At 55.2% G+C, this 24925-nt stretch carries 29 protein-coding genes; 1 reads left to right on the top strand and 28 read right to left on the bottom strand.

Going from position 1 to position 24925, the window contains the following annotated elements:
- Positions 1-104: 104 nt before the first annotated feature.
- From B9L19_RS07300 to B9L19_RS07185, 23 genes are all read right to left on the bottom strand, one after another.
- Positions 105-749, bottom strand: a complete 645-nt coding sequence (locus tag B9L19_RS07300) for a phosphoribosylanthranilate isomerase (RefSeq protein ID WP_047752887.1) — start codon at positions 747-749, stop codon at positions 105-107.
- Positions 736-1512 carry an indole-3-glycerol phosphate synthase TrpC gene (trpC, locus tag B9L19_RS07295; protein WP_047752891.1) on the bottom strand — a complete coding sequence of 259 codons (777 nt, stop codon included), beginning with the start codon at positions 1510-1512 and terminating at the stop codon, positions 736-738. The genes B9L19_RS07300 and trpC overlap by 14 nt, the downstream gene beginning before the upstream one ends.
- Complete coding sequence (trpD, locus tag B9L19_RS07290; protein WP_025948484.1) at positions 1505-2524, bottom strand: anthranilate phosphoribosyltransferase; 1020 nt, start codon at positions 2522-2524, stop codon at positions 1505-1507. Before trpD ends, trpC begins: the two co-directional genes overlap by 8 nt.
- Positions 2518-4044: an anthranilate synthase component I gene (trpE, locus tag B9L19_RS07285; RefSeq protein WP_025948485.1), complete on the bottom strand. Its 1527-nt coding sequence runs from the start codon at positions 4042-4044 to the stop codon at positions 2518-2520. The genes trpD and trpE overlap by 7 nt, the downstream gene beginning before the upstream one ends.
- Positions 4045-4278: 234 nt before the next feature.
- Positions 4279-4659, bottom strand: coding sequence for a chorismate mutase (gene aroH / locus B9L19_RS07280; protein WP_013144896.1), 381 nt, complete (start codon positions 4657-4659; stop codon positions 4279-4281).
- Entirely contained in the window at positions 4656-5756 is a 1101-nt protein-coding gene (aroB, locus tag B9L19_RS07275) for a 3-dehydroquinate synthase (protein ID WP_025948486.1), read from the bottom strand. Before aroB ends, aroH begins: the two co-directional genes overlap by 4 nt.
- Positions 5757-5758: 2 nt before the next feature.
- Complete coding sequence (aroC, locus tag B9L19_RS07270; protein WP_047752886.1) at positions 5759-6925, bottom strand: chorismate synthase; 1167 nt, start codon at positions 6923-6925, stop codon at positions 5759-5761.
- Between the two features lie 99 nt (positions 6926-7024).
- Positions 7025-7795 carry a CheR family methyltransferase gene (locus tag B9L19_RS07265; protein WP_011231693.1) on the bottom strand — a complete coding sequence of 257 codons (771 nt, stop codon included), beginning with the start codon at positions 7793-7795 and terminating at the stop codon, positions 7025-7027.
- Between the two features lie 72 nt (positions 7796-7867).
- A complete protein-coding gene (gene ndk / locus B9L19_RS07260; protein WP_013524132.1) occupies positions 7868-8317 on the bottom strand; it encodes a nucleoside-diphosphate kinase in 450 nt (149 codons plus the stop codon).
- Between the two features lie 98 nt (positions 8318-8415).
- Positions 8416-9378: a heptaprenyl diphosphate synthase component II gene (gene hepT / locus B9L19_RS07255; protein WP_047752885.1), complete on the bottom strand. Its 963-nt coding sequence runs from the start codon at positions 9376-9378 to the stop codon at positions 8416-8418.
- Between the two features lie 15 nt (positions 9379-9393).
- Positions 9394-10098 carry a demethylmenaquinone methyltransferase gene (gene menG, locus B9L19_RS07250; protein ID WP_015375273.1) on the bottom strand — a complete coding sequence of 235 codons (705 nt, stop codon included), beginning with the start codon at positions 10096-10098 and terminating at the stop codon, positions 9394-9396.
- Positions 10099-10102: 4 nt separating this feature from the next.
- Positions 10103-10882, bottom strand: coding sequence for a heptaprenyl diphosphate synthase component 1 (locus tag B9L19_RS07245; RefSeq protein WP_047752890.1), 780 nt, complete (start codon positions 10880-10882; stop codon positions 10103-10105).
- A 115-nt stretch (positions 10883-10997) separates the two neighbouring features.
- Positions 10998-11222, bottom strand: coding sequence for a trp RNA-binding attenuation protein MtrB (gene mtrB / locus B9L19_RS07240; protein WP_011231698.1), 225 nt, complete (start codon positions 11220-11222; stop codon positions 10998-11000).
- 12 nt (positions 11223-11234) lie between these two features.
- The gene (folE, locus tag B9L19_RS07235) at positions 11235-11801 is read right to left on the bottom strand and encodes a GTP cyclohydrolase I FolE (RefSeq protein WP_025948489.1); all 567 of its coding nucleotides are present in this window, start codon (positions 11799-11801) and stop codon (positions 11235-11237) included.
- Between the two features lie 128 nt (positions 11802-11929).
- On the bottom strand, positions 11930-12202 hold the full coding sequence (locus B9L19_RS07230; protein WP_008879623.1) for an HU family DNA-binding protein: 273 nt from the start codon (positions 12200-12202) through the stop codon (positions 11930-11932).
- A gap of 1008 nt (positions 12203-13210) precedes the next feature.
- Positions 13211-14689, bottom strand: a complete 1479-nt coding sequence (gene spoIVA, locus B9L19_RS07220; protein ID WP_025948490.1) for a stage IV sporulation protein A — start codon at positions 14687-14689, stop codon at positions 13211-13213.
- 156 nt (positions 14690-14845) lie between these two features.
- On the bottom strand, positions 14846-15568 hold the full coding sequence (locus B9L19_RS07215; protein WP_011231702.1) for a hypothetical protein: 723 nt from the start codon (positions 15566-15568) through the stop codon (positions 14846-14848).
- Between the two features lie 17 nt (positions 15569-15585).
- Positions 15586-15789, bottom strand: coding sequence for a DUF2768 domain-containing protein (locus tag B9L19_RS07210; protein WP_011231703.1), 204 nt, complete (start codon positions 15787-15789; stop codon positions 15586-15588).
- Positions 15790-15970: 181 nt separating this feature from the next.
- Positions 15971-17005 (bottom strand): NAD(P)H-dependent glycerol-3-phosphate dehydrogenase, encoded by a 1035-nt coding sequence (locus B9L19_RS07205; protein ID WP_089113885.1) that lies wholly within the window; start codon positions 17003-17005, stop codon positions 15971-15973.
- 573 nt (positions 17006-17578) lie between these two features.
- Positions 17579-18889, bottom strand: a complete 1311-nt coding sequence (gene der / locus B9L19_RS07200) for a ribosome biogenesis GTPase Der (RefSeq protein WP_013144887.1) — start codon at positions 18887-18889, stop codon at positions 17579-17581.
- A gap of 209 nt (positions 18890-19098) precedes the next feature.
- Positions 19099-19284, bottom strand: a complete 186-nt coding sequence (locus B9L19_RS07195) for a capping complex subunit for YIEGIA (RefSeq protein WP_025948493.1) — start codon at positions 19282-19284, stop codon at positions 19099-19101.
- Positions 19281-20177 (bottom strand): YIEGIA family protein, encoded by an 897-nt coding sequence (locus B9L19_RS07190; protein WP_033023921.1) that lies wholly within the window; start codon positions 20175-20177, stop codon positions 19281-19283. The genes B9L19_RS07195 and B9L19_RS07190 overlap by 4 nt, the downstream gene beginning before the upstream one ends.
- Positions 20174-20770, bottom strand: coding sequence for a YphA family membrane protein (locus tag B9L19_RS07185; protein WP_013144884.1), 597 nt, complete (start codon positions 20768-20770; stop codon positions 20174-20176). Before B9L19_RS07185 ends, B9L19_RS07190 begins: the two co-directional genes overlap by 4 nt.
- A gap of 125 nt (positions 20771-20895) precedes the next feature.
- Between B9L19_RS07185 and B9L19_RS07180 the strand changes: the two genes are divergently transcribed.
- The gene (locus B9L19_RS07180; protein ID WP_013144883.1) at positions 20896-21030 is read left to right on the top strand and encodes a YpzI family protein; all 135 of its coding nucleotides are present in this window, start codon (positions 20896-20898) and stop codon (positions 21028-21030) included.
- A 174-nt stretch (positions 21031-21204) separates the two neighbouring features.
- Here B9L19_RS07180 and rpsA read toward each other — a convergent pair whose 3' ends face one another.
- The 5 genes from rpsA to B9L19_RS07155 form a co-directional block, all read right to left on the bottom strand.
- Complete coding sequence (gene rpsA, locus B9L19_RS07175; protein ID WP_025948494.1) at positions 21205-22368, bottom strand: 30S ribosomal protein S1; 1164 nt, start codon at positions 22366-22368, stop codon at positions 21205-21207.
- 179 nt (positions 22369-22547) lie between these two features.
- A complete protein-coding gene (locus B9L19_RS07170; RefSeq protein WP_015731607.1) occupies positions 22548-23141 on the bottom strand; it encodes a lysophospholipid acyltransferase family protein in 594 nt (197 codons plus the stop codon).
- Positions 23138-23812 carry a (d)CMP kinase gene (cmk, locus tag B9L19_RS07165; protein ID WP_025948495.1) on the bottom strand — a complete coding sequence of 225 codons (675 nt, stop codon included), beginning with the start codon at positions 23810-23812 and terminating at the stop codon, positions 23138-23140. Before cmk ends, B9L19_RS07170 begins: the two co-directional genes overlap by 4 nt.
- Before the next feature lie 98 nt (positions 23813-23910).
- Positions 23911-24090, bottom strand: coding sequence for a YpfB family protein (locus B9L19_RS07160; RefSeq protein WP_020754079.1), 180 nt, complete (start codon positions 24088-24090; stop codon positions 23911-23913).
- Positions 24091-24142: 52 nt separating this feature from the next.
- Entirely contained in the window at positions 24143-24811 is a 669-nt protein-coding gene (locus B9L19_RS07155) for a flagellar brake protein (protein ID WP_025948496.1), read from the bottom strand.
- Positions 24812-24925: the final 114 nt, after the last annotated feature.

Here is a 24925-nt window from a genome sequence, read left to right as displayed (position 1 = left end):
TTGCGGGCAAATGCCATTCGCCCTCCGGCGTTCTTGTTCGAGGGAAAAGGCAGAAAAGCTTATGTTCAGCATATCATTCTGTGTTTTTTCGTGCATAAAACGGATCATCGACACCCGTAATTCTTTATTTTTTCTTCGATTTGTTTCATCTTCGTTGGATCTTTGCATCCGTCCGTTTCAATGCCGCTGCTGATATCGATGCCGTCCGGGCGGTAGACAAGCAGCCGCTCGATATTGTCCGGAGTGATGCCGCCGGCGATGAAGCACGGCACGCCTTGGCGGGCCGCCTCTTCCAAATAGTGCGGCACCGCCTCCCAATCAAAAGCGACGCCCGTCCCCCCCCAGGCGCCGGCGGCGCGGCTGTCAACGACATAGCCATCGGCAATGCCAGCGTACTGCCTCATCGCCGCAAGCGCACCGTCGCCATGGTGGATCGCCTTCCAGATGGAAAGCGGCACCGCCTCTTTCACTGCCGCCAGCTCCGCCGGCGTTTCACGGCCGTGGCATTGGATGACATGAAGCGGCAGCTCGGCGGCGACAGCCGCGATCCGCCTAACAGGGGCGTTGACAAAGACGCCGACAAGTTGCTTTGCGCCAAGCTTATGGGGCGCGAGCCATTGCTGCACTTCACTCGGAGAGACATTCCGCCTGCTTTCGGCGAAAATAAAGCCGAGGTAATCAGCCCCGCTCGCGATAGCGGCCTGCACGTCTTCAGCCGAACGGTTGCCGCAATATTTAATTCGAATCATCCCCATCTTCCTCCCCAAACAGCCGGTAGACCGCTCGCTCCACATCATCTTGGCGCATGAGCGACTCGCCGACGAGCATGGCCTGCGCTCCGTACGATTTGACCGTCTTCACATCATGGAAGGAACCGATCCCGCTTTCGCTGACGATGACGCATGATGGCGGGATGAGCGGAGCAAGCGTTTTGGTCGCCTCAAGTGTTGTCACAAAAGTATGCAAGTCGCGGTTGTTGATGCCGACGATCTCCGGCGTAAACCGATCGAAAATCCGCTCGAGCGTCTCTTTTGCATGCACCTCGACCAGACATTCGAGCCCCAAGCTGTACGCTTCATGATAGAGCTGCTCGAGTGTTTCCGGCGGGAGCGCCTCGCCGATCAATAAAATCGCATCCGCCCCGAGTCGGACGCTTTCCTCGACTTGCCGCCGATCGATGATGAAATCTTTGCGCAGCACGGGAACGTTAACCGCTTCTTTCACCGCTCGCAAATAGCGGCGATGCCCTTGGAAATACCGTTCATCCGTCAGCACGCTGATCGCGTCGGCACCGGCGCGCTCATATGCTTTCGCGATGGCCACCGGGTCAAAATCCGGGCGAATGATGCCTTTTGACGGCGATGCTTTTTTCACCTCAGCGATCAAGCCAAGCATCCGCCGCGGCCGACGGAGCGCCTCCGCAAATGGCCGGCGCTTTCGCTCTGGCAATGGCGCCGGCAGCGTCAACGTTTCCACTTCTTCCCGTTTGGCTGCTAAAATTTGCTCAAGCATCATGAACCACTTCCTTCGCCCGCAGGCGTTGCAGTTGTTCGTATGCGGTTTTGGACAAAATGGCCTCTTTCGCCATCGCCACTCCTTCGGCAATCGTTTCGGCTTTGCCGGCGGCATACAGGGCGGCGCCGGCGTTCAGCGCCACGATATTGATGGCGCTCTCTGGCGCTGTTCCCTCCATCACCGCCTCAAGAAGCGCGGCGCTCTCTTCCGGATCGCGCACTTGCACATCGGCAAGCTCGCCGCGCGGCAAGCCGGCGTCTTCTGGTGCGATGACAAAGCGGCGGATCGCACCGTCTTTCAACTCCACGACATCCGTTTCTGCAGTGATGCTGCATTCATCAAGCCCATCGCGCCCGGTGACAAACAACACATGTTCCGAGCCGAGGCGGCGCATCGCCTCCGCCAATTTCTCAGCGTAGCAGGTCGAATAGACGCCGACGACTTGCCGCTTGCAGCGCGCCGGATTGGCGAGCGGGCCTATCAAGTTGAAAACGGTGCGGAAACCGATTTCCTTTCGCGGCCCGGCGGCGTGTTTCATCGCCGCGTGATAGAGCGGGGCGAACAAAAACGCCAGCCCTTTCGTTTCCAACGCCTGTTTGGCGGCCGACGGCGACGTTTGAATGTCGATGCCGAGCCGCTCGAGCACATCAGCGCTGCCGCTTTTTGACGAAACAGCGCGGTTGCCGTGCTTGGCAACTTTGACGCCAAGCGACGAAATGACGATCGCCGCGGCGGTGGAAACGTTGAATGTCGCCGCCCCATCGCCGCCCGTGCCGCACGTATCGATGACATCATCACTAGCCTCAATGGCCGTCATCCGGTCGCGCATCGCCCGCACAAATCCGACGAGCTCATCGACTGTCTCTCCGCGCAGGCGGAGCATGGACAACAGACTTGCGATTTGACTGTCCGTCGCCTCGCCGGACATGATGATCTTCATCGCCGCATACGCTTCGTCTTCCGTCAACGCCTTTCCTTCCGCACATTTTACAAGCAGCTGCTTCAACATACGGCCCTCTCCCCTTTCGCAAATAGTCGTTCCGCTTGTTCAATCGCATTCATCAAGGCGCTCGCCTTATTGCGCGTCTCTTTCCACTCCAGTTCCGGAACGGAGTCGGCGACAATGCCGGCGCCGGCTTGCACATAGGCATAGCCGTCTTTCACGACCGCTGTCCGGATGGCGATGCACGAATCGATGTTGCCATCAAACCCGATATAGGCAATCGCTCCGGCATACAGCCCCCTTGCTGTCGGTTCGAGTTCCTGCAAAATTTGCATCGCCCGCACTTTCGGCGCCCCGCTCACTGTTCCAGCCGGAAAGGCGGCAAGGAGTGCATCGATCGGGTGGACGTTGTCGTCCAGTTCACCGACGACTTTGGAAATTAAGTGCATCACGTGTGAAAACTTGCCGATCTGAAGCAACACCGGCACCTCGACCGTTCCGTACTTGGCGACCCGGCCGACGTCGTTGCGCGCCAAATCGACAAGCATATAATGCTCAGCCCGTTCTTTTGGGTCGTGGTACAGCTCATCAGCCAACCTCTCGTCTTCCTCCGGCGATCGGCCGCGCCGCCGTGTGCCGGCAATCGGATCGATTTCAACGCGCCGACGGTGCACTTGAATCAGTTTTTCCGGCGAACTGCCGACAATTTCCACACCGTCAAGCTGGAAATAAAACATGTACGGCGACGGGTTGATGTATCGGAGCAGCCGATAAATGGCAAAGCCTCCGGTTTGAACCGGCACGCAGAAGCGCTGCGACAGAACCGCTTGAAACACATCGCCGGCCGCGATGTACCGTTTCACGGCCTCCACATCGCGCAAAAACTGTTTTTTGTCATAGTTGGACACCGCTTTGGCAAACGAGGCGGTCCGCCCCGATTCGCTTTCCGCCGGCAAGAGCGGCTGCTCGGCTTGAGGGCGGGCCGCTTTCGCCGCGAGATCGGCCATGCGCCGTTCGGCCGCGCGGTACGCTTCGATTTTCTCTTCCTCCGTTTCGTTGCCGCTCAACCGAATATAGTGAATGACGAGCAACTCACGCTTTTTTTGGTCAAACGCAAACAGCGATTCACAAAACACGAAATAGGCCGTCTTCATCGGCACATCGCGGTTTTGGTGGCGCGGCACTTTTTCGATGGCGGAAATGAAATCGTAGCCTAAAAACCCAACTGCACCGCCTGTAAACGGCACCATCTCGGCAAGCGGCTTGACGGCAAGCGTCCGCTCGACCCATTGAAACGCTTCTTTCAGCGTCGGTGCGGTGATTTGTTCGTTCCCGTTTTCGTCCTTCACCGAAAACGTTTCGCCGGTTTCGCTCTCTAGGGTCAAAAACGGCGCCACACCGATGAACGAATAGCGCGCCCACGGCGATTCGTCATCCTTGCTTTCAAGCAAAAACACGGCTTCCTCGCGCAAATTGGCAAACACGCCGAGCGGCTCAATGACATCGGCTACAAATTTACGCACAATCGGGATGGTTCGAAATTCGTTCGCTTCCGTCAAAAAAGCGGCCAGCCCATCAGCAGACATCACTTCTCCTCCCTTCATGATCAGCGGGCGGAGAATGAGGGTTTATGAGGCGAAAAAAGAGAGGGAAAAGAAAACGCCCAAAGACGACCGTCTTTGGGCAGATGTCGGCGAATGAAAAAACGCTCACCTCAGCTAAACTCGCTCATTCTCATCTACCCTACGCTCGCTCTCCACTCTCGCTCCACTTCTAACGCCCCCGATGTCTCAGGGGGCAAAGAGGTTATTTTCACTATATTACATTTCTGTTTTTTTTGTCAACGACAAATCCGGGCGCAACACGACCGCCCCTTTTAAATACACGTGGCAGATCTCTTCTTGCTGTTTCTCAGTCGCCACCGTCATCATGACGCGAATGCAGCGCGGCAATGAACCGGGCACCGGAATTTCCCTCGTGCACATGACCGGCACATATGTCCAGCCGTCCAAACGGCGCAGCGCCTGCGCCGGGAACGCGGCGGTGATGTCGTCGGTGACGGAAATGAGCACAAACGACACATCAGAAGCGGCGACATCGTTTGCGCGGATCATTTCACGAAGCAACGTTTCCGTTGCCGCCACGATTTCCTCGGCGTCATTTCGATCCACTGTAATCGCTCCGCGAATGCCGCGAATCATCCTTTCCCCCCCTGTCTGGAAAACTCGTCCAGCCACGTGAGCAGGTTGTCGTCTTCGAGTTCCACCACTTCCACGTCGCCGATCTCACAGAGAAGCACCATCCGCACTGTTCCGGCGTACGCTTTTTTGTCGCCTTTCATCTTCTCAAGCAGGCGGCGCGTCTGAACCGCTGCCGGCAGCGACACCGGGAAGCCGTATCCGGCGAACCAGTCGGCCAGTCGATGCTCAGCAAACGACCGGCCGTAAAACCGTTCGCTGACAAAGACGGCAAACAGCATGCCAACCGCAACCGCCTCCCCGTGAGTGAGCGCGCCGTAGCCTAACTCGCTTTCCAGCGCATGGCCGAGCGTATGGCCGAAATTCAAATGGGCGCGCACCCCGGTTTCTTTTTCATCCTCACGCACGACGGACGCCTTAATGTCAATGCCCTTTTCAATGCAATAGGCGAGTTTCTCGCCGCGCAAGTCGGCGAGCGTCTTGATTTCCGCGCGCAGCCAGTCGTAAAAGCGGCGGTCGCGGATCAGCGCATGTTTGATCACCTCGGCAAACCCAGACCGAAGCTCGCGCTCGGGCAGCGTGCGCAAAAAGGAGGTGTCATACACAACTGCTTCCGGCTGGTGGAAGGCGCCGATCATATTTTTGCCGAGCGGATGGTTGATGGCGACTTTGCCGCCGACGGCGCTGTCATGAGCCAAGAGTGTCGTCGGCATTTGAATGTAACGGATGCCGCGCATATAGGTGGCGGCGACAAACCCAGCCAAATCGCCGACAACGCCGCCGCCAAGCGCGACAATCACCGAGCGGCGGTCGAGCCCGCACTTGATGGCCGCCGTCTGGCAGGCGTAATAGTTGTCAAACGACTTAGCTGCTTCCCCGCTTGGAATGATGTAGGCGTACACATCATACTCAGCGGCGGCGAGCGTCGCGCGCACCTCGTCCAAATAAAGAGGTGCTACTGTATCGTCGGTGATGATGAAAAGCTTCGTCCCCGGGGGGCAGGCGAGTGACCGAAGCAAGCTTGGCAACTCGCGGGCCGCTCCGTCGCCCAAAAGAAGCGGATAGCGCTTCGTCGCCGTTTCAATCATCCATTCGATCATCGTCAAAACTCCTTTGCATAGCGGCGGGCGCGCTCGACATTTTCCTTAATCAAGTCCATCCGATCCTGCCCAAACTGCTCAACGATCGCCGCTGCCACTTCCCAGGCAACAACGGCCTCAGCGACAACGCTCGCCGCCGGCACGGCGCAGCTGTCCGATCGCTCAATGCTTGCCGCAAACGGCTCTTTCGTCTCGATATCCACGCTTTGAAGCGGCTTGTACAGCGTCGGGATCGGTTTCATCACTCCGCGCACGACGATCGGCATCCCGGTCGTCACCCCGCCTTCAAAGCCGCCCGCCCGGTTCGTCCGGCGCGAAAAGCCTTGTTCTGGGCTCCAAATGATTTCATCGTGCACTTCGCTTCCCGGGCGGCGTGCCGCCTCAAAGCCGATCCCGAATTCAACGCCTTTAAACGCGTTGATGCTGACGATCGCGGCCGCGATTTTCGCATCAAGTTTTCGGTCGTAATGGACGTAGCTGCCCACTCCGGCCGGAACACCTTCAACAATCACTTCGACAATGCCGCCGATCGAATCACCGTTTTTCTTCGCCCAATCGATCGCTTCCATCATTTTTTGCCCCGCCTCCGGGTCAAAGCAGCGCACCGGTGATTCTTCCGTCACTGCCTGCAATTCTTCAAGCGAACGATAATCGAGCTTCTTTGCGCGCACGCCGCCGATTTCGATGACATGCCCGGCGACGCGGATGCCGACCTCCTCCAAAATGCGTTTTGCCACCGCTCCAGCCGCCACGCGCACCGTCGTTTCCCTTGCTGACGAGCGCTCCAGCACGTTGCGCATATCGCGATGTCCGTATTTCAGAGCGCCGTTTAAATCGGCATGCCCTGGGCGCGGACGCGTCACTTTCCGCTTCACTTCCGTTTCGTCATCAATCGGCTCAACCGCCATAATCGTTTGCCAATGTTTAAAATCGCGATTCTCGACAATGAGCGCAATCGGCGAGCCGAGCGTTTTCCCGTGCCGAACGCCGCCTGTGATTTTCACTTCATCTTTTTCAATTTGCATGCGGCGGCCGCGTCCGTATCCTTTTTGCCGGCGCGCCAGCTCTTTATTGATGTGCTCGGCTCGCAGCTCAAGCCCGGCCGGCACTCCTTCCAAAATGGCCGTCAATTGCGGCCCATGCGATTCCCCTGCCGTCAAATACCGCATGTTTGTCTCTCCCTTCAGTTCTTTAACGCGTTTAAGTAAAAATATATCATAAATTCGAAAAATGAAAATAGTTTCAGGAAAAAAAGAAGCCGGCGCGAGCTATTTTTTTCGGTAAAAAAACGTCTCTTCGACTTCAAAACCGTACAGGCCGGGATTGAAAATCTGCTCGGTGCTGCCGACAAACAGCACGCCTCCCGTCCGGAGCGCGTCGTGAAATTTGCGATACAGCATCCGCTTCGCCTCTTCCGTAAAATAAATGAGCACGTTGCGGCAGACGATCAAATCCATGTTGCGCGGAAACGGATCCGCGAGCAAGTTGTGCTTTTGAAACTTGACCGTTTGTTTAATCTTTTCGTCTATTTTATAATACTCGCCTTCTTTCGTAAAAAACTTTTTTCTCATTTCCTCGGGCAGCTCTACAAGCGACCGTTCGCTGTACAAACCGAGGCGCGCGCGGGCGAGCGCATTATCGTCAATGTCGGTCGCCAACACCGACACGCGGTGAAGCGGCAATCGTTTTGCGAGCACCATCGCGAGCGTATACGGCTCCTCGCCGGTTGAGCAGGCAGCGCTCCACACGTTCGGGCGCGGGTTTTCCGCCAATAGCCGCGGCAAAATGGTGTGCTCAAGCACCTCCCAACGCTTGGCGTTCCGGTAAAACTCCGAGACGTTGATCGTCATCCGATCCAAGCATTCATGCCATAGCGCCGGCTCTTTCTCCATCGCTGCAAACAGCTCGGCAAAGCTCTTTAGCCCTTTTTTCATGTACAACGACGCTAAACGCCGCCTCATTTGGGCTTCCTTATATAGCGATAAGTCAATGCCTGTTTTTCGCTTCACTTTGGCAATGAACTGCGCATAATCGTCCATCATCGCCTGTCCCTCTCCCCTGTCAATGTACAAAAACGGCAAAAACCGGCCGAATGGCGGCCGGTCTTCGCATCAGTACAGCCATGCATTGATCTGTTTCGAATAGCTGACGAGCTCTTCTTCTTTAAAGAACAAGCTGATTTCGCGTTCGGCGCTTTGCGGCGAGTCGGAGCCGTGGATGACGTTTTTGCCGACCGTCAAGCCGAAATCGCCGCGGATCGTGCCAGGAGCAGCCTCCTGCGGATTCGTTTTCCCCATCATTTGCCGGGCGGCGGCGATCACGTTCTCGCCCTCCCACACCATGGCAAACACTGGCCCCGAGGTGATAAAGTCGACAAGCTCGCCAAAAAACGGGCGCTCCTTATGTTCAGCGTAATGTTGCTCGGCGAGTTCGCGCGACACTTGCATTAGCTTCGCGCCGACAAGCTGGAAGCCTTTTTTTTCAAAACGGGCGACAATCTCGCCGATCAAATTGCGCTGAACCCCGTCCGGTTTCACCATGATGAATGTCCGTTCTGCCATTCGCTCTCCACCTCTACTGTCGTATGTACTGGGAAACGGATTCCCACCCATCATAGTATCATTGTTTTCCGCCGTTGGCAACAGCGTCCTTGAAAGCGCTAATAATCCCTTTTCCCAATGTAGAGAGCGAGATCATGAAGCAACGTGCGCGCTTCGTTGGCCGGCAGCTCGCCAAGCAGGCGGAGCGCCTTTTCCAAATAGCGGTCGCTTAGCGCATACGATCGTTCGATGGCGTCCGTCTGTTTAATGGCCGCTAGCACCGCCGCCATCTCCTCGGCATCCGTGTCCGCGTTGACCGCCGTAATTTTTGCCCGCACCTGTTCATCACAAAGGGCATACAGCACGGGGAGGGTGACGTTTCCTTGCCGCAAGTCGCTTCCAGCCGGCTTGCCGAGCTGCTCTTCCGTGCCGGTGAAATCGAGAATGTCATCGGTAATTTGAAACGACATGCCGACGCAATGGCCAAACCAATACAGCTGGTTGGCCACCGCCTCCGGCGCGCCGGCGGCAAGGGCGCCAAGCTGGCAGCTGGCGGCGATCAATAGCGCCGTTTTTCGGCGGATGCGCCGCAAGTACGTGCGAAGCGGCTGATCAAATCGATATTTATCCTTGATTTGCTCGATTTCCCCGTGGCACACTTCAACGATCGTTTTCGCCAGCACTTGATGAGCACGGGGGCTGTCAAGCTCCGCCATCCGCTCAAGCGAACGGGCGAAGAGGTAATCGCCTGTATACATGGCAAAGCGGTTGCTCCATCTCGCCTTGATCGTCGGCCGGCCGCGCCGCACGTCGGCGTCATCGATGACATCGTCGTGGACAAGCGATGCCATATGGATGAGTTCGAGCGCTACGGCTACATGTTTAATCCGTTCAAAATCATAACGGCCAAAGCGGGCGGACAGCAAGACAAAAACGGGACGGATGCGCTTTCCGCCCGCTTGCAATAAATGGAGCGCCGCTTCCCCGAGCGGCCCGCATTCGGATCGGACCGTCCGCTCCAGCTCCTCTTCGACCGCCGCCAAATCATCGCTTAAAAACGAATACATCGCCTTTAACTTCATGGTGTTCACCTTGACTCATCGTTTATAGCCTAAATGCATGGCCGCTACGCCGAACGTGTACGGTTTGACCTCGACATCGACGAAACCGGCTTCGCGGAACATCTCGGCCAGCTCGTCCCGCCCTGGAAATTCGCGCGCCGATTCCTGCAGCCACGAGTATTCCTCATAGCTTTTCGCCAACAGCTTGCCAAACAGCGGCATAATAAACCGAAAATAAAAATAGTAAAGCTGGCGGAAACCAAACAACGTCGGCTGCGACGTTTCCAGACAGACGGTCATGCCGCCCGGCTTGGTGACGCGGTGCATTTCCTTAAGCACCGTCATATAATCAGGAACGTTGCGCAAGCCAAAGCCGATCGTCACATAATCGAACGAATTGTCGGGAAACGGCAGCTGCATGGCGTTGCCGTGAATGAGCTTGACATTGCCGAGGCCGCGCGCCTTCACCTTTTGTTCGCCGACTTTCAGCATGTTTTCGCTGAAGTCAAGGCCGTACACTTCCCCCTCCGGCCCGACCGCCTCAGCCAGCGCGATCGCCCAGTCGGCCGTTCCGCAGCAAACGTCGAGCGCCCTTTTCCCTTTTTGCACATTCATCCTCCGCATGACGTCTTCGCGCCATTTCAAATGGCGGCGGAAGCTGATGACAGAATTCATCCGGTCATAATGTGCAGAAATGTTTTCAAATACGCGATGGACTCGCTCTTCTTTCGATTGATGCATCGTTCTACCCTTCTTCCACCGACTTTTTGACGATGGCTTGAAATCCGCCGGCAAGTTCCGCCATGCGAAACCGCAGCAGGTCGTTCATCGGCAAATTCGCCGCCAGCAGCGCTTCCTTGCAATGGTCAATATAACGCTCGCAAAGGCGAAGCAAATGCCGCTTTTGTTCTTTCGTCAGCCCTTTGGCCCATGGAAAGGCGATATGCGCCATTTGCTCAAACAGCATCGATGACCCAGTGCGGACGAACGCTTCCTGCTCGAGCAGCAAGCGCCGCAACAGCAAGTAATGGCCGGAAAATCCCCCCCATTGCGGCGCCCCGATGCGCTCGGCAAGCTTCGCAAGCAACGCCGACTCGATCGTGCCGACCGCGGCGAACAGCGTCTCGATCCGCTCCACCTTTTTTTCATACAGCCGCACTTTTTGCTCATTCATCTCGCGGACCGCTTCGGCGAACAAACGGATGAGCGCAACATCGCCCGAGCGCGCCAGCAAGTCGTAATAAAGCCCGCTGTACAAGTCGCCGGCCAAAACGACAAGCTGCCGCGTCCGCAAATCGCCGCCGCGGTCTGTCACCTGATCATGGGTGTCAAGGGCGATTTGCATGAGCATCATGGCGATGATGCACCGGTCCGGCTCATTTGGCGCCGCCGGAGCATCCATCATCATCGACAGCGAAAGCAGCAGCCGGTCTTCATCAACAGCCGGCGCCGGCACATGCGCGCGCAAATACGGATGGTCAAGCAGCCGTTCGATTTGTTCCTTCAATGACGCCAATTTCACCATGATGTCATTCACTCTTCTCACCCTTGTCCCCCAAAAAATATCCGCACCGCCATGACGGACTCCATTATAACATAATTTTGTCGAAAACGCTCTAGTTTGCTAGAAATTTGCCGGTTTACTTTTTCCCTTCCGATTCAACCACACCGTGGCGCGTTTGAATATACGCTTTTCCTCTCACTTTGATCGCCGACGTATGTTCCGTGAACTGAGCAATCAACACTTCGCCTTTGTCAAGCTTTTCCGAATGGTGAAATCTTGTGTCCGCGCCGCGCGTCAGCCCGATGACGTTCACCCCGTCTTCGAGCGCTTTAATGACGACAAAATCGCTGTTTGTGTACATCCTCTTCCCTCCTTACGCTTTGATTAACGAAAGCACTTCAGCGCGGGCGTTGGCATCTGTTTCAAACACGCCGCGCACCGCTGTTGTCACTGTTTTGGCCCCCGGTTTTTTCACCCCGCGCATCGTCATGCACATATGCTCCGCCTCAACGACGACCATCACCCCATGCGGCTCAAGCGCCTCGACGATCGAATCAGCGATCGTTGCCGTGATGCGTTCTTGCAGCTGCGGGCGGCGCGCCACCGCCTCAACGGCTCGAGCGAGCTTGCTCAGCCCGGTCACTTTCCCTTCCCGCGGAATATAGGCGACGTGGGCAGCGCCAAAAAACGGCACTAAATGGTGTTCGCACATCGAATAAAACGGAATATCTTTGACGAGCACAAGCTCCTCATGTTCCTCGCTGAATACGGTTTGAAAGTGCTTCTTTGGGTCTTCCTGCAGCCCAGCGAACACCTCGGCGTACATTTTCGCCACCCTCTTCGGCGTATCGATGAGCCCTTCGCGGTTTGGATCTTCCCCGATCGCCTCAAGAATGAGGCGGACCGCATATTCAATTTGCGCAAAATTGATTTCTGGCATACAAACAACATCCTCCTGCATTAGAAAAGCTGCATGTAATCCGATTCTAGCATAGGGAGCCAAAAAAAACAAAAAAGAAGGGCCGGTGGATCACCTGCCCTTCCCTCCTGCGCTCCTGCTATGTAGGCTTACTTGACGGCATCTTTCAATGCTTTGCCCGGTTTGAATGCAGGAACTTTGCTTGCCGGAATTTCCATTTCTTCGCCCGTTTGCGGGTTGCGTCCTTTCCGGGCGGCGCGCTCGCGCACTTCAAAGTTTCCAAAACCGATTAATTGCACTTTATCGCCTTTTCGCAGCGCTTCTGTAATCGAATCAAACACCGCATCAACGGCTTTTGTCGCATCTTTTTTGGAAAGACCGCTTGTTTCAGCGACTGCGTTGATCAATTCCGTTTTGTTCATGCCATTCACCTCCTCCCAAGGGGTTGGTCTTGTTTACTACCATTTGTGCACACTTTTCTGCTTTTCTATACATAGACATCCAATTCCAGCGGCAAGAAGGTCCGCGCGCCGGCGCAGCCAATCATTCTATGTTTGCCCCGCGACAGTCCGCCTAAGATGCACCTATGCCGCCGGCTGAAGCCCCTTCCCAACAATTTGGGCTTCTCCTGTTTTCGCCGGGCGCAAACGAAGCCAAGGGCGAGGAAAACCGCCTTCTTCCCGCCAACAGGCGGTGACATGCCTAATCTTAACCAATTGACCACGGAAATTCAACATCTTTTTTCGCAAAAACGGCCAATTTTAGGCATATTTCACCAAAACAACGATTTCAGATAAAAGATTACCATAACGCCATGCCCGTAATCAAGTGCCAATCCTGATTTCTCAAGGGTTTTGTCCATTTTTCCCTTCGCCGCTTTGCAAACGGAAAAAATGGCATCAAAAAAAGCCCCCTTGCCGGGAGCTTGGCGCGCGGCCTCCGCTTTTCTTTCTGTCTAGCTCCGGCCGCTATCGGCTTGCGACGCTGCGTGTCCCTCTGCGGCGGCAACAGCCTCCTCGCGGGCCCCGCAGCGCGTGTCGCCGATGGGCAAGCGGCCTCCGCTTTTCTTTCTGTCTAGCTGCGGCGCCTAGCTCTCTTCTGCCAAATAACCTTCCCCCTCGGAGGGCAGGCCCCCCCCTGCGGGTGAAGAACATTTGGCTTCGAGAGCTAATCTCGGCGCCTCCGCTTTTCTTTCTGTCTAGCTGCGGCTCGCCGCCGCTCGGGGTCAAATAACCTTCGCCTTCGGGATTGTAAATCCCTCCAGGAGAAGAACATTTGCCCGTCGCGGCGAACCGCTCGCCTCCGCTTTTCTTATTGTCTAGCTCCGGCTCGCCGCCGCTCGGGGTCAAATAACCTTCGCCTTCGGGATTGTAAATCCCTCCAGGCGAAGAACATTTGCCCGTCGCGGCGAACTGCTCGCCTCCGCTTTTCTATAAAATAATCGCAATGAGGCCGCCAGAGCCTTCGTTGATGATGCGCTCAAGCGTTTCTTTCAGCTTGTAGCGGGCGTTTTCCGGCATGAGCGCCAGTTTCGCTTGGATGCCTTCACGGACGATGGAGCTGAGCGAGCGGCCGAAAATGTCAGAGTTCCAAATCGACAGCGGATCGTCTTCGAAGTCTTGCATTAAATAGCGGACAAGCTCTTCGCTTTGCTTTTCTGTGCCAATGATCGGGGCAAACTCCGATTCGACGTCAACTTTGATCATATGAATCGACGGCGCGACGGCTTTCAAACGGACGCCAAAGCGCGACCCTTGGCGGATGATTTCCGGCTCATCCAAGCTCATGTCCGACAAGGCGGGCGCAGCGATGCCGTAGCCGGTTTGTTTGACCATTTTCAGCGCGTCGGCGATTTGGTCATATTCCGCTTTCGCATGGGCGAAGTCTTGCATGAGCTGAAGCAGATGGTCTTTGCCGCGGATTTCGACGCCGACGATTTCTTTTAAAATTTGATCGTACAGCTCATCCGGTGCATACAAGTCAATTTCGGCGATCCCTTGCCCCATTTCGATGCCGGCAAGCGCCGCTTTTTCGATAAAGTCGTACTCGGCAAACTGCTGCACAACCCGGTCGACGTCGCGCAGCCGTTTGATGTCTTTGACGGTGTCGCGCACCGCTTCTTGGTAGCTTTCGCGCAGCCAATGATCTTCGCGCAGCACCATCACCCAGCTCGGCAAGTTGACGTTCACTTCAAGCACCGGGAATTCATATAATGCTTCGCGAAGCACGTTATACACGTCGGCTTCGCGCATGCTTTCCACGCTCATGGCGAGCACCGGGATGTCGTACTTTTCGGCGAGCTCGCGGCGGAGCGCCTCGGTTTCCGGATGGTGCGGCCGAACGGTGTTGACGATCATAATGAACGGCTTGCCGACTTCTTTGAGCTCGCTGATCACCCGTTCTTCCGCTTCGACATAGGCTTGGCGCGGAATTTCCCCGATCGTGCCGTCCGTCGTAATGACGACTCCAATCGTCGAATGTTCTTGGATGACTTTTCTTGTCCCGATTTCCGCCGCCTCTTGGAACGGGATCGGCTCTTCATACCAAGGCGTGTGGATCATCCGCGGCCCGTTTTCGTCTTCATATCCTTTTGCGCCGGGCACGGCGTAGCCGACGCAGTCGACAAGCCGGATGTTGACTTCAAGACCCTCGTCGACTTTCACCGTCACCGCCTGGTTGGGCACGAACTTCGGTTCTGTCGTCATGATCGTCTTGCCGGCGGCGCTTTGCGGCAGTTCATCTTGGGCGCGCGCTTTATCGGCTTCGTTTTTAATGTTCGGAATCACGACCAACTCCATAAACCGTTTAATAAACGTCGATTTTCCGGTGCGGACGGCGCCGACGACCCCTAAATAAATGTCGCCGCCGGTCCGCTCGGCGATATCTTTAAAAATATCGACCTTTTCCAAATGACTCCCCTCCAGTCCTTCGGTCGTTATAAGAAACAGTGGAATGAGCTAGCATAGTCGGACACTATATGCATATGATGTTGTCCGATTCGGTTATGACTAAAATAGAAAAAATCCCTTCTCTAGAATGTATTTTCCTAGAGAAGGGAAGATGACTCATTTTGTGAAAAAAATCGGTTCATTCGTCTTGGCGTCGATCGTATAGGGCAACGAATACGCCGGCACAAACAGCGAATGGTCGGTCAAAATCGGGCGAATATCGTCACCCGGCTTGTAGTGGTGCGGATATTTTTTCAACGCCGCATACAAATCAGAACGGTAGTCAATGTAAATTTCTCCATTCCCATCGATGACAAACGGCAAGTTGTTGCCGGAAAACGGGCTGACGACATAAGGCGGCTCTTTATAGCCGAGCTTTTTGTAATCGAGCGTAAATACGCCCGGCGCAACGACGTCTTGAAACGGCGGATATTTATGCTTGTCCGTGTACATGCTAAGCCGCAGCTTCAGATCGCGGATGCGTTCGGCTAAGCGCAGATCAAGCAGCTTGACCGTCGGGTTCGTTTCCGCATCGATGATCATATACTGAAAGACGCCCCCGCTTTCATAGGCATTTCCCGGCGGCTCCTGCATATAGCGGGGAACGAGCTTTTGAAAATCGACTGGATACTTCAAATACATCGGCGTGTTCATATCGCGCGTCTTGATCGGCAGAAGCCCGCCGGTCGCCTTCCGGTACTCATCCACCGCCGATTGAACGGCTGCCACTTGGTCTTTGTAAGGAATTTGGTTTTGTTTCAGCCGCTCTTGTGGATACAAGCAGCCGGAAAGCAGCGCCAAACATATACATGACAACAACAAGCGAGCGATTCGTTTCATCTTTCCCACCTTTTTGCCTATTGCGGTGTCGGTCCGCTGAATACGACGAAAATGATGATGATGCCGGCGAAAATCAAAAGAATGTAGGCGACGAGCGCCAACAGAAAGCGGAGCCATTTCATCTTGACTTTGTAGCGGCTTAAGTAAATGAATCCGACGGAAATAAACATAAACACCATCGAGGCGATGGCGATCCACATTTTCGCTAACGCCGGTGACATGGACGTTCCTCCTTTTTTTCGACAACTATCATTATAGCATTGGCAAAAAAAAAGCTGAAGTAAAGCGGGGCTTTCTTTACTTCAGCATCCCCTCATACCCTTCCGGAAGCTCAAGCCGATGATGGTTCGCCATATTGTATGCAGAACGAAGACGACTTGTACCGCCATTGGCCTATTTTCATCATTCTTGTTTGGCAAAAATGTTGTTTAAGTCATCCATTTCTTCTTTTTTTCCGCGCGCCATGAGCGAATCGACCGCCTCTTTCGGATCTTTCCCCGCAAACAGCACTTCATAGAGGGCTTCGGTGATCGGCATTTTCACCCCGAGTTCGTTCGCCAACTCATAGGCGGCTTTTGTCGTTCGCACCCCTTCGACGACCATCCCCATGCTCTCAAGCACCTTGTCCAGCTTTTTTCCTTGGCCGAGCATGTAGCCGGCTCTCCAGTTGCGGGAATGGACGCTCGTGCACGTGACAATCAAATCGCCGACTCCCGTCAAACCAGCGAATGTCAACGGATTAGCGCCGAGGGCGCAGCCGAGGCGGGCAATCTCAGCGAGCCCGCGCGTGATGAGGGCCGCTTTGGCATTATCCCCATAGCCAAGCCCGTCGCTGATTCCGGCGGCCAAGGCGATGATATTTTTCAGCGCCCCGCCGACTTCGACGCCGATTAAATCCGGGTTCGTATACACGCGAAAATAGTGATGGTTCATAAAGATGTCTTGAATGCGGCGCGCCGCTTCCATATTTGGCGACGATACCGCCACGGTCGTCGGGTGGCGGAGCACGACTTCCTCGGCATGGCTCGGCCCGGAGAGAACGACAACATCTGCAAGCCATTCCCCCATTTCCTCGGCGACCATTTCCGACACCCGCTTATGCGTCCCTGGTTCGATTCCTTTGCTGACAGCAACGACGGTGATCGGCTTGGCCAAGCAGGCGCGCACGTCCGCAAGCACCGTACGGATCGCTTTCGTCGGCACGGCGAGCACAACGATCGCAACGTCGTCAAGCGCAGCACAAAGGTCGTCATAGCCGATAATGGCGTCCGGCAGGCGAACGCCTGGCAAATATTTTTCATTTGTCCGCTTTTCGTTGATTTCGTTGATCTGCTCGGTCCGATGACCCCAGAGCCGGACGTGGTGCCCATTGTCAGCCAGCACGAGCGCCAACGCCGTTCCCCAGCTTCCAGCCCCCAATACGGCGATGTTCTCCATCGTTTTCCACTTCCTTTATCCGATTGTCGCAACCTTGAAAAATAGCAATCGCGCCGCCTCTTCGCTCCTGTTCGTCCGACTTTCGCGGCGGCGACACATGGCTTACGCTCCTGTGACACCACCCACACAGAACCAAACTTTCCTTGGTTCGAGCCTCCTCGCCGGCCCCGCAGCGCGTGTCGCCGATGGGCAAGCGGCCTCCGCTTTTCTTCCTGTCTAGCTGCGGCGCCTAGCTCTCTTCTGCCAAATAACCTTCCCCCTCGGGGGGCAGGCCCCCCTGCGGGTGAAGAACATTTGGCTTCGAGAGCTAATCTCGGCGCCTCCGCTTTTCTTCCTGTCTAGCTGCGGCTCGCCGCCGCTCGGGGTCAAATAACCTTCTCCTTCGGGATTGTAAATCCCTCCAGGCGAAGAACATTTGCCCGTCGCGGCGAACCGCTCGCCTCCGCTTTTCTTCCTGTCTAGCTCCGGCCGCTAGCTCCCTTCCGCAAAATAACCTCCGCCCTCGAAGTGCAAGCACTTCTCGGCGCGGAGAACATTTTGCCTCGGGAGCTTGGCGCGCGGCCTCCGCTTTTCTTATTTCCGCGGGCGGGCGATGATTTTAATCGGTGTGCCTTCAAAACCGAATGCATCGCGGATGCGGTTTTCCAAAAACCGTTCATATGAAAAATGCATCAGTTCCGGGTCGTTGACAAACGCGACAAACGTCGGCGGTTTGACGGCGACTTGCGTCATGTAATAAACTTTCAGACGCCGCCCGTTATGCGTCGGCGTCGGATTCATCGCCACCGCATCCATGATGACTTCATTGAGCACATTGGTCTGGACGCGCATCGCATGATTGTCACTCACAAGCCGGACGAGCGGCAAGAGCTTATGCAGCCGCTGCTTCGTTTTCGCCGATACGAACAAAATCGGCGCATAGTCCAAAAACGGAAAATGGTCGCGAATCTTCCGCTCAAATTCGACCATCGTTTTGTCGTCCTTTTCAATCGCATCCCATTTATTGACGACCAAAATGACACCGCGACCCGCTTCATGCGCGTATCCGGCAATTTTTTTGTCCTGCTCGATGATGCCTTCCTCAGCGTTTAACACAACAAGCACGACGTCCGAGCGCTCAATGGCCCTTAACGCGCGCAAGACGCTATATTTTTCCGTGCTTTCGTAAATTTTTCCTCGTTTGCGCATCCCCGCCGTATCAATGATAACATATTCCTGCCCTTCGCGCACAAACGAGGTGTCGACGGCGTCCCTCGTCGTACCGGCGATGTCGCTGACGATGACCCGCTCCTCACCTAAAATGGCGTTGACAAGCGACGATTTGCCGACATTCGGCCGGCCAATGAGGCAAAACTTAATGACGTCTTCTTCATACTCTTGTCCACCGCCCTTTGGAAAATGACGGACAACAGCATCAAGCAAATCGCCAAGCCCTGTCCCATGAGCTCCGGAAATCGGATACGGCTCCCCAAAGCCCAGAGCGTAAAAGTCGTAAATCAAATCACGCATTTCCGGATTGTCGATTTTGTTCACCGCGAGCACAACTGGCTTATTCGACCGGCGGAGCAGCTTGGCCACCTCTTCATCAGCCGCAGTCACACCGTCCCGGCCGTTCGTCATAAAGATGATGACATCCGCCTCATCGATGGCGATTTCGGCCTGCTGGCGAATTTGCACAAGCAGCGGCTCATCGCCAATGTCAATGCCGCCGGTATCGATCAAATAAAACGAATGGTTCAGCCATTCGGCTCGGCTGTAAATGCGGTCGCGCGTCACTCCAGGCACGTCTTCGACGATGGAAATGCGTTCCCCGACAATGCGGTTGAAAATCGTCGATTTTCCTACATTTGGACGGCCGACAATGGCCACGACTGGATTTGCCATGCTACCACCCTTTATCTTCGTTTTCTCCTTACCCTTTGTCGCTGAAAAAAAACGCCCTTTTCGGAAGGGCATCGGTCCATCAACGCCAAGGGCACTTGACTGCGAGGCTGGGAAGGAAATGACTTTTTGCCAATCAAGTGCATCTTTTAGCGATGAACCAAGGTAGGCTACAACTGCTTTATTTTATCAAAAAGCGAAACGCTCAACAACTAATGTTTGACAATAATAAGAAGCCCCTCGCCCACTTCATGGGCGATGCCATCCAAAATCGCCTCTAAATTCGCGGCGATCTGTTCCATTTCCTCTGTCGTTTGGCAAATAAAGATCGGCGCACCGCCGGCGACGCGCCCGCCGTTCATCGTAATGATGGCCAAAATGATTTTTTCATGCGTCATCGCCGCTCCCCCCTTTTCCGCTTCCATCGCCGTTTCTTCGGCATGCGGATGGCGCTCTCAAGCACCGGCACGTTTTCGATGACAGCCTTCGCTTTCTCGACATCCTCCACTTGCGGCAAAATGAAAATGCCGACGCGCCCGTCGTTCAAATCGCGCTTGGCGAGCGGCACGAGCGCCGGCGTTCCGGAGTCGCGGTAAATGCCGAGGGCGGTCGATACATCATGCAAAATCGCCTGCCGCTGCCCAAGGTTGGCGATCGTCGTGCGCGCGTTAAAGTTTTTCGGCGTTAAAATAAACCCCATCCCGTAGCGCAAAATTTCTTCGCGCCGCGCCGGCAAGCCGATGTTCATGATATAGATGTTATCAACATACAGCCCCGCCCCTTCAAAATGCGGCTTGACATATTGGACGTCGGCAATGTCTTTCAGCCGGCTTCCGCTCATAAACCGCCGCGCCGTCATAAGGCCGATGATACTGGCGGCAAGCGCGGCCCAAATGTCCCATACTAAATAAAAGAGCGTCGATAGAAAGGAGACGAAAATGACTAAATAGTTCCTCCCTTCAAACACAATCGCGATGCCTTCGATGTATGTTTTTCCTCTCGGCACCAGCTCATACTGATCCAACTCGTTCAACGTATTGCGCTCCATATTGCGCACGTCGCGAAATTGTGAGGCGGCCAAGGCCAAAAACGTGATCGCTGCGAACTCTTTTTCCATAATCGCCGGCACGGCGATCGTTCCCAAGCCGGCGGCAATGGCCCCTAAGGCGATATGGATGGTCCGACCGTGCAAATACGTCGGGTATTGCCGGTAATCGGTGCGCAACAAATAAAGCCGCGTCAACACCCCAGCGGCAACACCGTATAAAATCGGAAACGTGTATTCGTTCACGGCTGCCTCGTCCTCCTTACAGGCCGTTTTTCCTCAAGCTGCAGCGAGAAGAAGCGGATCGATTCCCAAACGAGCAAAGATGATGCGCTAATGGCGAGCACATCCAAAAAGGAAAACGACCCAAGCACATAACCCGGCGCCATGCGAAAGATGGACATGGCGTACATCACTTCCCCTTGACAGCCGCCGAGCGCCAGACAAAGAAGGCGGGCGGATATGCGGCGGTGGAACAGACTGCTGATCAAGGCCATCCACCAGCCAAGCATCCATTGGCCATCAAGCCAAATCCAGACCGGATCAAACAAGGCAAGCAGACGAAAAGCGGCATAGGCAAACGCCAAGCCGGACGCTGACAGCGCCATCCGCAGCCATCCGCATGGCCGCTGTGTGACCGCCACGTAACAAGAGGAGAAAAAAAGCACAAAAAAGGACAACGCCATATGAAGGGGGCTGATCTTCACTGTCATGGAAGCCGAACTGATCATGAATAGCGAAAATGCAGCCAGCTTCGTCCGCTCGACAGTCTTTTTCATCAAAAATGTCGCTGCAATCCATAACGCCCAAAAAAAGAAATAAAAATAGGCCCCTTCCATCTTTTCCACTCCTTATTATGTTCATTATGTCATCTTTTATGAACGTTCATTCCTGTATAGAAAAAACAGCATTCGTTCATAGTAAAAATGATCGCTGTACCGAAGCAGAAAGGAGCCATGGCGAAATGGGAAAAGATCGACAGGAAAAAAAGCTGAAGCAATCGCGGCGCGTCGAGTCAGACCGGGATCAGTCCCTCTCCTATAAAGGAGCGGCTCGGCTCGACACGCCGGAGGAAGCGCGGGAACGGAACCGCCATTAAGAAAAAGCGGTCCTTATCTTCCCTTGCGGCCGCTCTTGTCCCGATGCGAGCAACAGCCGCACCCTACTGCAATGAATCAAGCAAAAAAGCTCCCTCCGTCCAGATGGCTCAAGCCATCGGACAGAAGGGAGCTTTCGCTTTGTTTTGCCAGCTAGTTGATCTTGCGGCTCTACATTACTTTAATTTTTTCAGCTGCTCGCCAATCACTTCGCCGAGCTGGAAGCCGCGCGTTTCCGACGTTCTTGTGTATTGGCTGTAGTCCTCAGCCGGCGCGGCCGCCTCTTCCTCAAGCAGCGCGCGGATGCTGAGGGAGAGGCGGTGATCCGCTTCGTTGACATCGAGCACTTTCGCCTTCACCACGTCGCCTTCTTTCAGCACTTCATGCGGCGAGCCGATGCGGCGGTTGGCGATTTGCGACACATGCACCAATCCTTCGACGCCTGGGAAGACTTCCACAAACGCGCCGAACGAAGCGAGCCGTTTCACCGTCCCGGTGACGACATCACCCGGTTTCACTTTTTCACTGAGGCCTTCCCATGGGCCCGGCAGCGCTTCTTTGATCGACAGCGACAGGCGCCCGTTCTCCGGGTCGACGGCCAACACTTTCACTTTCACCGCATCGCCTTCTTTGACCACTTCCGACGGATGAGCGACGCGCGTATGGGAAAGCTGGGAAATATGTACGAGCCCATCAAACCCGCCGACATCGACAAAGACGCCGAAATCGGCAATGCGGCGGACGACGCCATCGAGCACTTGCCCCGGCTCAAGGCCGGAGAGCAGTTCTTTTTGCTGCCGCGCTTGTTCTTCCTCAACGACCGCCCGATGCGACAAAATGACGCGGTTTTTCTCGCGGTCAAGCTCGACGACTTTCACGGAGAGCGTTTTTCCTTTGTAATCGGAAAAATCTTCGACGTAATGCGGCTCGACAAGCGACGCCGGGATGAAGCCGCGCACGCCGACGTCGGCGACAAGACCGCCTTTGACGATATCTTTAATGACGGTTTCAAACGTTTCGCCGCTTGCAAATTTGCGCTCTAGATCTTCCCACGCCCGCTCGGCGTCCACCGCTCTTTTCGATAAAATGAGCAACCCTTCTTCCCCGTCTTTTCCTTCTTCCACTTTTTTGACTTTGGCCGTCACTTCATCGCCGACAGCGACGGCATCACTCGGTTTTTCAATATGCAAGTTCGACAGCTCGCTGATCGGAATGATGCCGCTTTGCTTGCTGTTTTCCACCTCGACAAGCACTTGTTTGTCCTCAAGCTTCACCACTTTGCCGCGGACGATATCGCCCACTTCATACACATTCACTTGCACATTCATCTCTTCTGTCATCGCAAAAACCCTCCTTCATCGACTGACAACTGTCAAAAGCGCGCCTCGCGCCGAGGCCGCGGCCGGCTGTCGGCAAAATAAGGACGCTTTTCTAGTTAGTATACCATATTTTCTCAATCAACATGTACTATAATGCTCATGGAGGAGGCGGAAGAGATGCCTCGAACAGCCTGTTCCTTTCATGCCCGCTGATGCTCTTCCAGCAGCCGGCGGATATGATCCATAATGTAATCGGCCGCTTCTTCTGGGCTCGCTTTCCGCGCGCGCAGCGGCGCCATATCGATCGGCGCTCCGTACACAACCTTAAGCGGCGCAAACGGACGATACGGACCGACAATGGCGCACGGAACGACGGCGGCATCGGTGCGCAAAGCGAAAAAGCCAACGCCGGGGAGCGCCTTTTTCAGCCGGCCGTCTTTGCTGCGCGTCCCTTCCGGAAAAATGCCGAGCACTTCGCCTTGCTTCAGCACCTCAAGCCCGGTGCGCAGCGCCTGGCGATCGTTCATGCCGCGCTTGACCGGAAAGGCATGCAAGCTTTTGACAAGCGTTTTCACGACCGGTGCGCGAAACAGCTCTTCCTTCGCCATAAACCGAATCGGCCGCGGCGCCGTAATGCCGACGACCGGCGGATCTAGGTTGCTGATATGGTTGGCGCAAAGAAGCACGCCGCCTTCCTTCGGAAATTGTTCAACCCCGATCGTTTGAATGCGGTACAAAGGAGTGAGCACTCCTTTGACGATTCCTTTGGCGAATGAATAAAAATCCACCGTCATCCAATCCTTTCGTTGACAATCTCCATAATCCGCTCCACCACTTCCTCAACGGACAGCGATGTCGTGTCGATTTCCACCGCATCCGGCGCCTTGCGAAGCGGCGCTGTCTCTCGTTCTGAATCGAGCCGATCGCGGCGGGCGATCTCTTCTTTCAGCTTTTCAAGATCGGATGGAAAGCCGCGCGCAAGATTTTCCTCATGCCGGCGCCGCGCCCGCTCCTCGACCGAAGCTTTCAGGAAAATTTTCACTTCGGCATTCGGCAGCACATGCGTTCCGATATCGCGCCCGTCCATGACGACGCCGCCCCCTTCCGCCAAGGCGCGTTGACGGGCGACCATCTCCTCGCGCACAAGCGGATGCTTCGCGACAAACGACACCGCATTCGTCACCGCCTCACCGCGGATGATGTCGGTCACATCGTCGCCATTGACTAGGACGATCTGTCCATGCGGCGACGGTTTCAACTCAATCGATGTATCGCGAAGCAGCGACAGGAGCGCCTGCTCATCATGGATGTCGACGCCGCATGCAAGCGCCCGGTACGTCAGCGCTCGATACATGGCTCCGGTATCGATGTATACGTAGGAAAGCCGCCTAGCGATCCGTTTGGCGACCGTGCTTTTCCCCGCCGCGGCGGGTCCGTCGATCGCGATGCTGATTCGTCGTTTCATCATTTCCTCCTGCTTTACCGAAAATCGCTTGATGAGTGCACAAAGAAAAATGCAGGAAAACCCTGCATGTCTCCATGTTCATTGTACCATATCCGCCGTCAACGGTCGACGGCCGTTTCAACTGTTTTCGTTTTTTCCGGCTTGGCTACACCTTCGTATTCGTACACCTTGCCGATATACAAGGGCGCTTTCGTGTACAACACAAGCCATTGGGCGACTAGCAAACAAATCGCCTGGATGACGACAAGCTTCCACAACAGCTGTTCGATCCGTTTCATGGCGCAAGCCTCCTGCTTCCCACTTTTTCTAGCAGTATTCCACGCGCCCAGCTCATTTATTCTGTTCATTCTCCCATTTTCTCTCTTCAAGCTGCCGTTCAAAGCTGTAGCGAATGAGCCGGACGCGGTCTTGGGGGGCGACGTCTGTGAACTCCACCGACATGTTCGCCATGCCACGCTCGTCATCAGCCATGCGCACAATCGACGCCTTCGTTTGTACGTAATGGAATTCGCCGGAGCGCATCGCCAACACGAGCCAAAGCTCGACCGCCATGCCGGGGCGAAGAAGCGAAGCGTGCGCCGGCGGCACAAGGAGGGCGGCGCCGCCGGCGCTGATATCCACCGTCATCGTCGTAAACGGAGCGAACTCGCTGTCAGACGGATGGACGGCCGCATCAACATTCGCTTTCACCCGCACATAACGGCGGCGCTGGATGCGCACGACGTATTCCTCGCCCGGGTAAGCCAAGACGACCATCGGCAACGGATCGCGGATTTTTCCCTTCACTTCGGTATCAAACATGTATAAACCGCCGTCTTGCCCGACAAAAGTCGCTTTAAACTGCATCCCGTTCAACAAATAAACGGTTTTTCCACTCTGTTCATCGATCGGATAGCTGATATGAACCGCCCCGTCAGCAACGGCGAGCGCCTTGCTTCGGTATTGCCGCGCTGAGCCGTCCGACGGCTCAAGCCGGATCGAATCTCCGATTTTGATCATCATGGTCCCTTTTCCCCTTTTCAGTCAGCTGCCGAACCGGCGATCGTTTCGCCGATCCGCATGATGTCCCATGACGATTATACCATACCGTCCGGCTGCCTTTGACCAAAAAAA

Origin of the sequence: Geobacillus thermocatenulatus (assembly GCF_002217655.1) — a bacterium.
In the GTDB taxonomy this organism is placed as follows: domain Bacteria; phylum Bacillota; class Bacilli; order Bacillales; family Anoxybacillaceae; genus Geobacillus; species Geobacillus thermocatenulatus.
This window is presented reverse-complemented; position numbering and strand designations above follow the sequence as displayed.